Origin of the sequence: Candidatus Accumulibacter phosphatis, from assembly GCF_000024165.1 — a bacterium.
GTDB lineage: Bacteria > Pseudomonadota > Gammaproteobacteria > Burkholderiales > Rhodocyclaceae > Accumulibacter > Accumulibacter phosphatis.
On record NC_013194.1, the window covers coordinates 4,196,218 to 4,209,559 of the forward strand.

Annotated in this window: 14 protein-coding genes; 1 reads left to right on the forward strand and 13 read right to left on the reverse strand. The window is 68.6% G+C overall.

All coding sequences use genetic code 11. The features are described 5' to 3' along the window. Nucleotides 1–36 precede the first annotated feature (36 nt). The 8 genes from CAP2UW1_RS18210 to CAP2UW1_RS18245 all read right to left on the reverse strand — a co-directional run bounded on the left by CAP2UW1_RS18210 (nt 37) and on the right by CAP2UW1_RS18245 (nt 8,047). Nucleotides 37–219 (reverse strand): hypothetical protein, encoded by a 183-nt coding sequence (locus CAP2UW1_RS18210; RefSeq protein ID WP_015768090.1) that lies wholly within the window; start codon nt 217–219, stop codon nt 37–39. A 13-nt stretch (nt 220–232) separates the two neighbouring features. Continuing rightward, nucleotides 233–1,465, reverse strand: a complete 1,233-nt coding sequence (locus CAP2UW1_RS18215; RefSeq protein WP_015768091.1) for a CIS tube protein — start codon at nt 1,463–1,465, stop codon at nt 233–235. After that, entirely contained in the window at nt 1,462–2,013 is a 552-nt protein-coding gene (locus CAP2UW1_RS18220; RefSeq protein ID WP_015768092.1) for a phage tail protein, read from the reverse strand. Before CAP2UW1_RS18220 ends, CAP2UW1_RS18215 begins: the two co-directional genes overlap by 4 nt. 7 nt (nt 2,014–2,020) lie before the next feature. Further along, the gene (locus CAP2UW1_RS18225) at nt 2,021–4,024 is read right to left on the reverse strand and encodes a phage tail sheath family protein (protein WP_015768093.1); all 2,004 of its coding nucleotides are present in this window, start codon (nt 4,022–4,024) and stop codon (nt 2,021–2,023) included. Between the two features lie 48 nt (nt 4,025–4,072). After that, the gene (locus CAP2UW1_RS18230; protein WP_015768094.1) at nt 4,073–4,522 is read right to left on the reverse strand and encodes a phage tail protein; all 450 of its coding nucleotides are present in this window, start codon (nt 4,520–4,522) and stop codon (nt 4,073–4,075) included. 16 nt (nt 4,523–4,538) lie between these two features. Further along, nucleotides 4,539–6,401, reverse strand: coding sequence for a phage tail sheath family protein (locus CAP2UW1_RS18235; RefSeq protein ID WP_015768095.1), 1,863 nt, complete (start codon nt 6,399–6,401; stop codon nt 4,539–4,541). Nucleotides 6,402–6,491: 90 nt separating this feature from the next. Next, nucleotides 6,492–7,427, reverse strand: a complete 936-nt coding sequence (locus CAP2UW1_RS18240) for a hypothetical protein (RefSeq protein ID WP_015768096.1) — start codon at nt 7,425–7,427, stop codon at nt 6,492–6,494. After that, complete coding sequence (locus CAP2UW1_RS18245; protein WP_015768097.1) at nt 7,424–8,047, reverse strand: DUF4255 domain-containing protein; 624 nt, start codon at nt 8,045–8,047, stop codon at nt 7,424–7,426. Before CAP2UW1_RS18245 ends, CAP2UW1_RS18240 begins: the two co-directional genes overlap by 4 nt. A 47-nt stretch (nt 8,048–8,094) precedes the next feature. On the opposite strand from CAP2UW1_RS18245, the gene CAP2UW1_RS18250 reads away from it, so the two are divergent. Further along, entirely contained in the window at nt 8,095–8,316 is a 222-nt protein-coding gene (locus tag CAP2UW1_RS18250) for a hypothetical protein (RefSeq protein WP_041567916.1), read from the forward strand. A gap of 59 nt (nt 8,317–8,375) precedes the next feature. On the opposite strand, the gene CAP2UW1_RS18255 is transcribed toward CAP2UW1_RS18250, so the two are convergent. The 5 genes from CAP2UW1_RS18255 to CAP2UW1_RS18275 form a co-directional block, all read right to left on the reverse strand. Further along, the gene (locus tag CAP2UW1_RS18255) at nt 8,376–8,636 is read right to left on the reverse strand and encodes a MarR family transcriptional regulator (protein ID WP_015768098.1); all 261 of its coding nucleotides are present in this window, start codon (nt 8,634–8,636) and stop codon (nt 8,376–8,378) included. 112 nt (nt 8,637–8,748) lie between these two features. Next, on the reverse strand, nt 8,749–9,117 hold the full coding sequence (locus CAP2UW1_RS18260; protein WP_015768099.1) for a c-type cytochrome: 369 nt from the start codon (nt 9,115–9,117) through the stop codon (nt 8,749–8,751). A gap of 1 nt (nt 9,118) precedes the next feature. Next, the gene (locus CAP2UW1_RS18265) at nt 9,119–9,709 is read right to left on the reverse strand and encodes a ferritin-like domain-containing protein (protein ID WP_015768100.1); all 591 of its coding nucleotides are present in this window, start codon (nt 9,707–9,709) and stop codon (nt 9,119–9,121) included. 156 nt (nt 9,710–9,865) lie between these two features. Beyond that, nucleotides 9,866–10,861 (reverse strand): sigma-54 interaction domain-containing protein, encoded by a 996-nt coding sequence (locus CAP2UW1_RS18270; RefSeq protein ID WP_015768101.1) that lies wholly within the window; start codon nt 10,859–10,861, stop codon nt 9,866–9,868. 159 nt (nt 10,862–11,020) lie between these two features. Beyond that, complete coding sequence (locus CAP2UW1_RS18275) at nt 11,021–13,330, reverse strand: zinc metalloprotease (RefSeq protein ID WP_015768102.1); 2,310 nt, start codon at nt 13,328–13,330, stop codon at nt 11,021–11,023. Nucleotides 13,331–13,342 lie beyond the last annotated feature (12 nt).

The window sequence follows — 13,342 nt, forward strand, 5'->3', positions numbered from 1 at the left end:
GTTCTCGGTCTCGCGGTCCGCTTCTCGATTCTCGACTCAGTCGTCGAAACCCCAGGCCTCGACGCGCGCCGCCAACTGGGCGTCGCGACGCGCCAGTTCCTGCCAGCGCTGCAGGGCCTCGGCCGATGCCTCGTCGCGCGCGTGCTCGCCGCCAGCAGCGCCGGCACCGCCCGCGTCCACCTCGATTTCAGCGTTGACTTCCCCGATTTCGATTGGCATGTCTCTTCCTTTGTCACGGGTTGCGGCGCGCGCGCCTGCCCCGGCAACCGCAGTCGCCGGAGATCGTGCTGCGCGCGACGCTGGCCGTCGTCACCGGCGCCGCGCCGCTCGCCGGCGACTTCCCGGCCGTCGCCCAGCCTGGTTGCGTCGGGTCGCGGTGCGCTGCCGGCCGGGCACTGCCGAAGCGCGGTCGCAGCGGCACGCCGGCACCCCACGGACGGTCGGCGCTGCCGGCGACTTCGCCACTCGTCAGCCCGAACGCCGAGAGGCTTCGGCTCGCACCCTGCTGATGGGCTTCGCTCCTGACCTCGGCGATCGCGCCACCGAGGCCGCCCTGGCTGGCCAGCGCCTGCCCCTGGCGCACCGGGTCGATGCCGCCGGCGCTGCCGGGAGCCAGCGCCTGACTACCGCCAGCGGGCTTGTCGGGCGCCGCGACGAGCGGCAGGCTGGCGGCGGCCTGTGCCGGGTCGGCGCCCTGCCCGTTGCTGCCGCCGGCGACGCCGCGGCCGGCACCGGCGGGAAGCGGCACCTCCTGGCCGAGCGTCAGTTGCAGCGGATTGCTCAGCCCCTCGGCCAGCGCCCGCCAGGCCTTGGGATCGAAGCCGTTGCGCGCGGCGAGTTGCGCCAGACTCTCGCCGGGCATCGCCTGGGCGATGCGCTCGGGCGACTGACTGTTGCCCTGCGTCCCCGGCGACCCGGCGGGCAACGCACTGCCGGAACCCGGCCGCGCCGGCGAACTGCCGGGCGCGGCGGCGGCGTTGGCCGGCGCCGGCGTGTAGGTCCACCGCGGATCCTGGCCCTTGATGCTGACCGACACCTTGGCGCGCAACGGCACGCCGTTGGCGTCGAACAGGTCGAGGTCGATGTTGGCGCTCTCCATCGTCCCCTGCACCAGGAAGCTGCCCCATTCGAAGAGCACGCGCGGCGGCGCCTCCTGGCCGGGACGGGGTCCGCGCGGACGGACGAAGCGCTCGACCGTCGCCGTCCTGTCGAGAACGCTGACGCCGGCTTCGCTGCTGCCTTCGTCGGCGGTATCGAAGATCAGGTCGAAGCTGACCTGCATCTCGCCGGTACCCGGCCGCTGGCGCGCCTGGGCGCCGGCCTGCGTGCCGCCGGCGGTGCGATTCGAGATCTGCACGCGCAGTGTCGTCGGGTTGAACTGCACGTCCACCGAGGTGTTCGGCGTCTCGGTCGGGCGCTCGCCCGAGCCGATCTCGGCCAGCCGGGCCTTGACCAGCGCGCTCATGCCGGCACCTCGGCGGGCAGCAGGCGCAGCCCCTCGTGTGCGATCGACAGCTCCTCGATGGCGATCTCGCCGGTTCTGGCGTTCAGCTCGGGGCCGCGAATCTTCGCCGGCAGGCCGCGATCGAACATCCAGGTGGCGCGCACCGTCTTGTCGGCGCTCATCACATAGACGATGCCGTCGTAGCGCGCGACCGGCCGCTCGCCATTGACGATCCGTTGCAGCCAGTGCCAGAGGTCGGTATTCGCCTGGCCGTCGCCGGTGAGCTGATGGAACATGCCGCGCTTGAGCAACAGCGGCTGGTATTTGGCGCGTCCGACGCGCCGTATCGTGCCGTTGTTGCGACCGCCCTCCTGATACTCCTGGATGTCCATCTCGATCTCGAGACCGTTGCATTCCTGGAAAGCACCGGTGCCGAGCAAGGTCGCGCCCTGCGCCGGACTGTAGCCGTCACCGGCGCCGGGCAGCCGCTGCCGGCCGGCGATGATGTCGGGCGAGCGCAGCAGCTTCACTTCGAAGCGGAAAGCGGGCAGGATCAGAACCTCGGCCATGGCCGCCTCACTCCTCGAGATTGAGCGTGCCGTCGCCGTCGCGGCGCAGGCGGACGAGAATGAATTCGAGCGGCTCGGCCGGCGCGACGCCGATGTCGACGAGCAGTTCGCCTCGATCGAGGCGTGGCGTATCCGTATGCACACGCACGAAGAAGGATTCCGACTCGCTGCGCCCGACGAAGGCGCCGGCGCGAAACAGGCCGCGCAGCAGGCTTTCGATGGCGTGCTGCAGGTCACGCCAGAGCGCCGGACCGTTCGGCTCGAAAACCGCCCACTGCATCTCGGCCAGCAGCGTTCGCCGCAGCATCAGGATCAGCCTACGCACCGACAGCTGACGCCAGTCACGCTCGCGCGACAGCGTGCGCGCGGCAACCAGGGCGATGCCGTCAGGCCCGCGCACGAAGCAGTTGATTCCCTGCGGATGCAGCGCGTCGGCACGCCCCTCGGGCTGCGCCTCGGCGACATGGATGATCTGGCGGGCGATCTCGTTGGCCGGGCCGAACTGGATGCCACGTTCGAACTCGCGCCGGGCGATGATGCCGGCGGCAACCGCCGACGGCGGCAACTGATCGCGGCGGGCCTGCGCCGGATCGGCCGCATCGGCAGTCCGGCGGGCGGGCACCAGCCAGGGGTGGTAAGCCGCCGCCCAGCCGCTGTCGAACTGCGCCCGCCACTGTTCGATGCGCGCCTGCGACAGGCCGGGGGGCACGTCGAACAGCGCGATCAGCGCCTGCGTGCTTTCGCAGAACTCGAGCACGCGCTGCTGCAGGCCGATGATCGCCGCCAACCCGGCCTGCGTGCGCGGGTCCACGATCAGCCCCGACAACGCGCTCGGCGGCACCCGGCTGGCGCTGCTGGTCGTCGTGACGTCCATGCAGGCGGCGAACTCGGCACCGGCGCTGCTCGTCACCCGCTCTTCGACGATCTCCGGGCCGGCCCATTGCGCCGGCACGTAGAGATCGGGGACGACGAGTTGGGTGACCGAGTCGGCGTGCGCCAGCGCGGCGATGCCGGCGCCGGCATGCTCGTCGGCGACCGACCAGAGGCTGTCGAAGAAGTCGTCGGCGACGATCGTCGGCCAGTCGTCGCGCCCGCCGGCAAAGGCAGCGCTGACGCCGCGCAGCGACTCGACGCGCGCGTCGAGCGGCATGACTCGCGTCGCCGCCCAGTCCGGGTGCGGCCAGACGAGTGTCGAACGATCGCAGAGCACGCTCGCCAGGCTCTCCGGATGGTCAGGCGACAGCGCCAGATTCTCGAACAGCTCGTGACGGCCCGCGCCATCGCCGATCGACACGTTGACGCCGACCAGCTCGGCACGTACCGCCGGCGCCGCGGGCGCCACGTCGAGCGTCAGCAACCAGCGCTCGCGGGCCCGCTCGCGGTCGCGGACGCGCTGCATTCCCGTGCAGAAAGCCAGCGTCGCCGCGCCGGCCGCATTGGTCAGGCGCAGACAGCTGCCCACCGCCAACGGGCTGCGCGGGTCGACCAGCAAGCGGTCGAGCGCGTCGAGCGTGAAGGCCAGCGCCGTCGTCGAGAAACCGACGGCGACGCTGAGCTGGTTGCCCCACGCGCCTTCGTTGCGGGCGACGAAATCGAGACCGGCCGTGAAAGTGCCGCTCAGTCTGCCGACCGCGCAGGCATCGGCAAGTACGCCGGCACGCGCATGCACGATGCGGACGATCCACGCCAGCCGACCGCCCTGCTCGAAATAGCTGGCGACGGCGTGCGGCAACAGTCCCGGCCCTTCGAAACCACCAAAGTGATGCACGTACTCGTCGAAACTGCGTACCGGCACCGCCTGACTGCGCCGCAGCGGCCGCGCGACGTCGCTGACCATGCGGTAGCCCGGCGGCCAGGTCTCGTCGACCACCGGAACGCGCGCCGGGCCACGCGGCGCGACGCCGACGAAGGCGCAGACATCCATGCGCTGCGGATTCAGCGCCGTTACGCGCACGTCGGGTAGCGCGAAGACGCCGGGAGCGCCGAGCGGTGAGCGGACCGGGGTCAGCATGGCGTGTCGATCGCAGGTCGGTGAGGGTTAGCGCCTCGCGCCTCAGCCCTAGACGTACTCGACGCCTTCGTGGACCAGGTGCAGTTCTTCCATCGCCACCTCGCCGCCGCCTTTCGCCGCCAGGGTCGGGCCGACCCACTTCTTCGGCTGCGCGTTGGTCAGCTTGAACGCGGCGACCGGATTGCGCGCCTCGTCGAGGACGGTGATCGTCACTGTGCGGCGACCATCACCGCCTTCACGGACGTCCTTGACCCACTGGAAGAGGTCGGTCGAGCCGATCAGGCCGCGCTTGAGCGTCACGTCCTCCTGCTTGAAGGTATTGGCGATCTTGCGCACCGTGTTGACCATGTCGTTACCGTTGCGGTATTCGGAGTAGTTGATCTCGGTGCCGAGGCCGGAGGCGTCGGAAAACCCTGCAATGACGCTGGTCTCACTGCCATTGCCGAGCGAGACCAGGAAATTGAAGGCGCCGTAGGGATTGTTGCGTTGGGTTGCCATCTGGGTTTCTCCTCAATCAGCTCTTGCTGTCGGCAGTCCATTGCCCGACACGGAAGATCACGAACTCGGCCGGGCGGCTCGGCGCGATGCCGACCAGACAGATCAGGCGGCCGTTATCGAGGTCGTTCTGGGTCATCGTCGTGCGATCGCAACGAACGAAGTAGGCTTCCTCGGGCTTGGCGCCGATCAATGCGCCGTCGCGCCACAGGACATAGAGGAAGTCCTCGACCATGCTGCGGATGTTGGTCCACAGCCGTTCGTTGTTGGGCTCGAAGACCGCCCACTGCGTGGCCTTGTCGATCGAGTGCTCGACGTAGATGAACAGGCGACGGACATTGACGTATTTCCATTCGGGGTCGGAACTCATCGTCCGCGCACCCCAGACGCGGTTGCCACGGCCGTCGAAGAAACGCAGGCAGTTCACGCCCTCCGGGTTGAGGACGTCCTGGCGCGCCTTGTTGATGTTGATCTCGAACTTCGTCAGGCCGCGCACGACCTCGTTGGCAGGCGCCTTGTGCACGCCGCGTTCGATATCGTTACGCGCGTAGATGCCGCAGACGAAGCCCGACGGCGGTAGCGTCAGCTTGCGCGGCGGCGTGCCGGGGACCGTCGGGAACAGGGGATCGAGGATCTCGATCCACGGGTGATAGAGCGCCGCGTACTTGCTGTCGAACTTGCCGCGGAACTCGCGAATCTCGGAGATCGAACTGTTGGCCTTGGCGTCGACGACGGCGATCCGGTAGCGATACTTCTCGGCGTGCGCGATCAGGTGGTCGGCCGCCGCCTGGATCGAGTCGTCGTCGAGCAGCGCGCCGGCGTCGGGCAGCGCGACAATGGCGATGTCGTCGAGTTCGCCGAGAGCTTCGAGGCCAGTGGCGCGCTCGGCGACGACGTCGGGGTTGGCTTCCTTGCCGCACAGGTCGTCAGGGCTTGGCAGCGTACCGTCACCGCCGCCGGTCAGCCGCTTGTCGGCCGCCTGCAGACCGACCATCAGCGCCGCCGGCGCGAAGGCGTTGGCCCCGGGCAGCCAGTCGAGGTAGACGATCGCGTTCTCGTCTTCCGGGTCGTCGAGCTCGAGTACCTTGGCGATGTCGCGACGCTGGTCGCGGTGCGCACCGAGCTGGTCATAGGCGTCGATACGACCCTCAGGACCGTAGACGATGACGCGCAGTTCGACGAGCGCGATCTGCGAGCCGGCGGCGACCGGCACGGCCAGCCCGGTGCTGTCGATGAAGGTCTGGCGGCCGTCGCTGTCGACACTGATGACGCGCAGGTTGCCGGCAACCAGCGGCGCGTTGCCGCTCGGTGCAACGACCGGCAAGGGCGCGCTGACTTCGACGACAGCGCCGGCGCGAACACTTTTCACCTGCACGCCCCAGGTATGCCTGGCAAGAATGTCGCCGACGACCATCGGGTATTCGAAAGCCAGATTCTTGCTGCGCTGCACCTGCGTGTCGACCAGCGCATTGCCGTCCTGGCCAGGCCAGCGCGCCCGCCAGGCCGCCGCTCCGAGCGTCGTCGGGACGGTCAGGTGGGCAATGTAGTTGGCGACCGGCTGACCTGCCGCCGGCGCGAAGACACGCGAAACATACAGACGGCGACCGCCGTTGTTGAAAAATGCGCGCGCTGCGTGCGCCAGGTAGGCAGTGCGCTCGCCAGTCACCAGGTCGAGCGGCGCCAGACTGCCATAGACACGCTCGAATTCGGTGTAGGAGGTGATCAGGCGCGGCTTGGTCGTCGTCGCCCCGGCCGAGTACTGCACCGGCCCGAAGCGGGTCACGCCGGCAAAACCGGTGGTACTGGTCGGCACGCCTTCGATCGACTTGGAGCGGAAGCTGACCTCCTCGACATAGACGCCAGGTGCTAGATACTCGGGCATGGTGTTCCCCTCTGTTCTACGGTGTGGTCACGAGACAAAAAGGCGCCGCGGATCGACCGCAACGCCTGCTTTAGCCGACGATTCTGCCGACTAGGCGAAGAGCAGGTCGGCATCGCTTACTCCTGACAGGACGCCCGGCGGCAGCGTAATGTCGACGAAATCGGGCTGCATGATGTAGCCCGCCGGAATCGCCCTGCCGCTGAGAACCTCGTTCAGCGGATCGCTGCCGGCGACCTCGAGTGGCAGGCTGGCCAGCGGATCCGCCGCATCCAGGGTGACTGCGGGCGCCAGGAAGACCCACAGGCGCAGTGCCATGGTCGCCGGCAGGATGACGCCGCCGGGAACGGCCTGCGTCCCGAGGACGACCAGGAATTCGCCGCGATCGTCGCCATGCGCCCAGGCAAGTGGTGTTTCGCTGGCGAAGTCGGCCACCCCGGCGCCCGGGCGGGTGACCACGACGCGCGCCCAGGCGGCAGGCAAGGCGCTCGCCAGCGAAGCGCCGCGCCGGATGCAGCCGCGAATCGCCGACGCGTTGGCGGCCAAGGGGTAGGTAGCGCCGGGCCACAGCCAGGCGGTGCGGATGTTGGCCAGCGAGGACGGCGGCACGCCGCCGCTCTGCACCGGCGTCAGCGACAGCCGGCGCGGCACGTACTGGCGTGGGTCGTTGTCGGTCCGGTAGTCGGCATGGCGTGGGTCACGGCGGGCAAAGGCCCGCACGACGAAATTGGTCGGGTCATCAGCGACGTCTACCGGCGGCGTCGCCACCTTGTCGGCCGCGGCGAGGCGCAGCACTTTCGCCAAGCGGCCGGCGTGCCGCACGGCCTGGCGCGCCTGCGCGTGGCGCTCGAAGCGCAACAACGCAGGACGCGTACCGATGGCTTCGAGGTCGTTGACCCAGTCACCGGCCACCGGCGCCCCGGTCAGTGCGTCCAGCCACTGGATACCGAGCGCCAAACGATGGCTGACGCGGCTGACCTCGGCCGTATCCTCGATGCCCAGCGGCCGGGCGGTCGCGACGGTGTTCACGTGCTGACCCGCAGGCGGATATCGGCGTCAGTGACCGGCGGCGTGATCAACGCTTCGGCGGTATCGATGCGTACCACGCGCGCCAGATACGGCACCGACAAGCGGTAATCGCTCGGCAGCGAGTCGAAGGTGCGCATCAGGGCTTCGGTCGAGATCTCCTCAAGCAGGAGCTGCACGGCGTCGGTCGGCGCCGCCTGCGGTTCACCGGCATATTCGACGGTCGCCGGCAGGCTCGGGGCATAGAGCAGCGGCCCCGAGAGGACCGGCGCCCTTTCCAGCACCTGCATCGTCCGCCCGAGGATCATGTGCTGGTACTCGGCGTTCTCGGCCCAGGGTGTCAGCAGATAATGCAGGTCGAGCGCCAGATGACCGCGGCCATCGGCGTTGCCGACCGCCGACCAGGCTGCGCGCATGGTGTTGTTGAAGTCCACCCGGTAGAGCAGGATCGACAGCGCGTTGTCACCAATCTTGTCCTTCGACTGGCTGTCGCTGAGGTCCTCGGTGCGAATCAGCACGGCCTTGGTCTTCTTGCCGGGGACCGGCTCACGTTCGAGAAAGGCGCGCGCGAGCACCCGCTCGATGCTTTTCCCGACCGCGGCGATGCCTGTGAAGCCTGCCATGCGTTTTCCATTCCCGTGGCTATTGCCGGTCATCTGCAGCAAGCTGCGTGCCAGCGCTGGGCAGCGCTTCAACTGCCTGTATCGCTGCGCCTTTCCGCGCCTCGCTGGTGGTAGCCGCGCCGACCCGGGTCAAGGACGACCCGGGGTTTGCCGATGGCGCTCGCGGCCTGATGGCCGCCGGCTCGCCACCGCCGCCCGTGGATCATGCGGCTGGCGGCCTGCCAGGACAGGCGCGCAAGGCCGGGTCCGTGACGACCCGGGTGGGTTGAGCTTGACCCACTGCGACGGCGAATTGCAGCACCAGTCGGCGCTTACCGCCGCGGCCGGGCTACCCCGGCCCGGGAAACCGCCGGGAATCGTCACCGGTGCCGGAATAGACGACGTGCCGGTCGGCATTCTCGCGCCGACGCACCAGCCCCTGCGCGTGCAAACGGGCGAGAGCCGCCTCGACGCGTTGACTGTCGACGCACCAGGATGGCGGGAGCCACCACTCGCAGATACCGTCCACGGTGTCGGCAGCATCCGGGTGGTGGTGCAGATAGCGCAGGATGGCGTCTACCACCTCGCTGAGGCGCGGCTGCGGATCCATTGTCTCCTCTCCCCTGAAGCGACAGGAATCCGCAAGCAATCATCGTGCTATGCCCACCTGCGGAGGCACGTGGGCGCTGGCCGGTCAGCTCACCCGCCCCCCCGCGGCGGCTTCAGCGCCGCGATACCGACAGCAGGAAGGCCACCAGGTCGCCCCGGTCGCTGGCATCGGCAACCGAATAGCCCATGCGCTGGCCGGGAACCAGTGCTTCCGGATCCTTCAGCCAGGCATCGAGCAGGGCCGCGTCCCAGGTAAAGGCGGCAGCGGCCAGCGCCGGTGAGTAGTCGTATCCGGGAGCCGATCCGGCACGGCGACCGACGACGCCCCGGTGCAGCGGCCCGACGCGATGGGCATCGAGGCTATGGCAGGCACCGCAGCGCGCCTCGTAGAGACCGGCACCGCGCCCGGGGTCGGCGGCCGCGGCGGCACCCGCCAGGGCCAACCCCAGAACCGCCGGCAGCAGTCGCTCGGCAACGATCATTTCACGCGCCAAAACTGAGGGCGGCCATCGGCACCGGCTTGCCGAGCGCATTCGCCAGCAGCGACCAGTGCATCGTCTCGTCGGCGGCCAGGCGGGCGGCGACCTTGGCCAGATCCTTCTCGGAGAAAGCCGGTATGACGCCGATATAGGCATTGGCGGCACCCAGTTCCAGGCGTGCGGCAAGGTTCAGAATGTCCGTTTGCGACTTCAGCCCGCCGGCTCCCAGACTCGCCGCGTAGTCGCTGTTCGACTTGGCCATCACCGGCTTGCCGCCGAGTTTCTCGATGGTCGCCACCAGTGCGTCGCGGTGCTGCTTGTGATGGCTCTGGAAGAGGACGGCGGTGTCGAGCACGGGCTTCTGCAGCAACCCGCTCTCGGCGCCGACCTGGTAGGCGGCGATCGCCTCGTGCTCGAGGCCGAGCGCGACGTTGAGGATGTTGACGTCGCCGGACGGGTTGCCGGTGGCGGCGACGGCGAGGCGCGAGTTGCCGGCGAGCAGCGCGACGGCGGCACCCGACAGGGCGATGCTGGTGCTTCTGCCGAGAAAGTTGCGGCGCGCGCTGTACTGGGCGGGAGTGGTCTTGATCAACATGGAGCGTCCTTTCAGAGAGGGGGTATTTGCGGTGGCCTCGGGTGTCCTTGTTCGGAGCCCTTGATCGCAGATACGCGCCGACTCTGCGCGCGGATGCAGGCGAGGTCGCGACGAGCCGCTTCCGGGAAGCGCTGGGGGAGCGCTACGCGTGCGTTTTCAGCTGCGCCGGAAGTGGTCCGGCTCGATGCCGTGCTTCTTGAGCAGCTTGCCCAGCGCGCGCCGCTCCTTGCCGGCCAGACGCGCTGCACTCGAAACGTTGCCGCCGGTTTCCGAGAGCAGGCGCTGCAACTGGCTGCGCTCGAAAGCGTTCAGTACCTGCTGCTTGGCTTCGTTGAAATTGAGCGTCGTCGGGCAGCCGAGGCGGCGATCGGGCTGGCATCGTCGATCGCTGTCGGGAGCCAGGTCTCGCACCAGGATGTCCGGCCCGTCGCAGAGCAGGAATTCGCGCTGAATACGGTTCTGCAGTTCGCGAACGTTGCCCGGCCAGGCGTAGGTCAGCAACCAGTGCACGGTATCCGGATGCAGTTCCTGGACCGTTCGCTGGTACTGATGCGCGGCTTCGGCGATGAAGTGGCGGGCGAGCAACACCGGGTCATGCTCGCGGCGCCGCAGCGGCGGCACCTGCAGGTCCATGGCCGCCAGTCGATAGTAGAGGTCGGCCCGGAACTGCCCTTGCCCGACACTCTCGAGGAGATCGCTGTTGCAGGCGGCAACGATCCGCACGTCGGCCTTCTCGGTACGGCTGCTGCCCAGCCGGCGGTACTGGCCATCCTGCAGGAAGCGCAGCAGGCTGACCTGGGCCTTGGCGGTCAGCGCATCCACCTCGTCAAGGAAGAGCGTGCCGCCCTCGGCTTGCGCGATCAGGCCGATCTGGCTCTCGCGAGCATCGGTGTAGGCGCCGCGAGCATGGCCGAACAGTTCGTTCTCGACCAGATGATCCGGCAGCGCTCCGCAGTTGACCGGTATGAACGGGCGGTCCTGACGCTGGCCCTGGTAATGGATCGCACGCGCCGCCATTTCCTTGCCACTGCCCGTTTCGCCGGTGATCAGAACGGTGGTGTCGTAGCGGGCGATCCTGGCGAGAATCGCCAGCATCGCCCGGAAAGCGGCAGATTCGCCGATGAAACCATTCACTGCCGGCAACTCGTTCATCGCTCGCCCCCCTGGCTGGCGCCAACGTCGGCACCAGATTCGTCGAAGGTCAAAATGCGACACTAGCAAGAGATCCGCGGCGGCGTCCAATCAACTGTCTGAATGGTGCCGGCGATCGGTTGACCAGGATTCACTCGCCGCTCGGCGCATCGGCTCGGCTCACTTGCCTCGCCTTCCGCCCTCACCCTTGCCGCGCGTCGGCTCGCCGGTGTCCGGCCCGGGGTACTCCACTCCGTCCCAGGTCATGAAGCGGCGTCCGACGGTCAGTGGGACGACATCGCGCACTGTCACGCTACATTGATGGTAGCCGGCCTTCGGCGCCGTTATCCACAGTTCGAGACCGCTGCCGACCGGCTCGCCGTCGAGCGTCCAAGCACAGGCCTCGGGCTCGATGCGTTTGCCGCTCGCAGTGGCAACGGCTACCCACAGACGCAAGGGCGAGCCTTCGAGCAGTGCCGACCCATCGGCCGGCGGGTTCATGATGGTGACGCCCGGCGCCCGCGGTTTGAGCACGATTGGCCTGGCTTTCTCTGCCACCGTGTTGAATCCGTCGTGCACCAGGGCCCGGAAGGTGATCGACCCGCTCGGCAGGGCGGCCAGGTCAACGGCAAGCCTGGAGTCTCGCAGACCGGCGGCACAGCCGTTCCAGGAGCGCCCGCCGTCCTTCGAGAACTGGACGGAAAACTGCAGGGGCAAGTCACCGCTGCCGGGCTCGACCGACCACTGCACCAGCACATCGACCTTGCGCAGCTTGACATCGACCCGCAGCAAGCGGGGCGGTGTCTCGGCGGCCTTGCGTTCCCAGGCGACACTGTCCTGGCCGGCGCCGTCGCGGCCCGGGCGCTGGATGCGCAGGGCGGCACCCGGCTCGACGTTGGGCACCAGGGCCTGGAAGCTGTAGTCGCTCGCCTCACCGTCCGGTCCGCCGTCATGACCACACGCGCAGCCGCAGCCACCGCCGTGGGCATGCGCAGGCAGGCGCATGACCGGCGCCGAGGCGACGACATTCCCGTCGCGCCCAATCAGTTCGGCGACCATGTCGGCACTCTGTCCGCGGTGCACGGTCGGCTGCGCGTCGACTCGCATCACCGACTCGACGGCGACGCTGCGGTCGCGACGATGCGTGCCGGTGATGACGATGACCGGGCGCGGCTGGTAGACCTGCAGGTGGTCCCGCCAGAACCACCACGGGGGCGGCGGCGGATCGGGGATGTATTCCCAGGGCCACAACCAGGGGTCGACGAGTTCGGGGATGCGCAGCGGCGAGTGCGTCGAGGTCGGCGAGAAAACGGCATTGTCGATCAGCCGCGCGTGCGTGTACAGCGAGATCCAGCGCGGGCTGCAGTAGGACATGTAGTCTTTCTGCGTCGGCGGATGGATGGTGCCGCTATTGATGTCGAGCCCGTACTCACCGAGCGAGGCCTGCGGCGTTCCCGCCGGGTCGTAGGGTTCGTAAGCCGGGTAGTTCGCGTCGCCGGGGGTACCGCAGGGGGCATGCGCCTGACCGGCAAAGTGACCGATTTCATGCGCCATGGTCACGCCGTCATTGATCGAACCCGAGGTCACGCCGTCCGATGCGCAGCCGATCACCGGGCCCATCGGCACACCGTTCGGCAGCAGGCCGTAGTAGATGACATCGCTGCGGTTGCCGTCGTTCGCCTTGGCGGCGGCGAGCAGCGCGTTGAGGGTGAACCAGCCCGTCGAGCAACCGCCCGGCGTGGTCGCGGCGCCGGTCAGCGGCGTCGTCAGGGTGACGGTGCCGGCGCTCGAGAACACCCCCTCGGACTGCACCGGATTGGTGGTGTGGGTCCACGCCGCCGTCGCCTGCAAGTCGGCAACCGTCGGCGCCGGAATGTTCAGCGTCATGGTGGCGGCGGCGTTCGGGCCGTTGTAAGCCACCATCAGGCCACGCACCGACAGCGTCTGCAACAGCGTCGCATCGATGTTGATCACTTCGCTGTCGATCGGGGAATCGGCCGTCTGCCCGGCAACCCAGACGGTGACGGTCAGCCGCATCAGGCCGCGCACCATGTCCGACGGCAGTACGAAGTTCAGCGTCGAACTGAGCGTACTGCGTTCGTCGGCGTAGTCGGGGGCGACCTCGGCCGTGACGACGCCGGGAGCGGCCGGCGCCAACTCGCCGGCGTCCTGCCACAGGCCGAGGTAGCCCGGCCCACGCCGCTCGACCTTCACCTTGCCGGTCATCTGCACACTGCCGTGCGCACTGCCGCGTACGTAGACCCGCACCCAGGCCGGCTTGTAGGCCACCAGGCGGGCGCTGTTGTCGGGCGCACGGTCGAGGGGGTCGGTGAGGTGGCGATGCGAGCGAAAGTACTGGATGGCTTGCGTCACTTCGGCGCCGATGATCCGCGGACCAAAGAAGTGCGGATACTCGCGCAGCGCTCGGGCCAGTTCGCCGAGGTCGGCAACGGCCGACAGGCCAGCGTTCAGATGGTCGAAAGTTCCCATGCGGATCTCCTT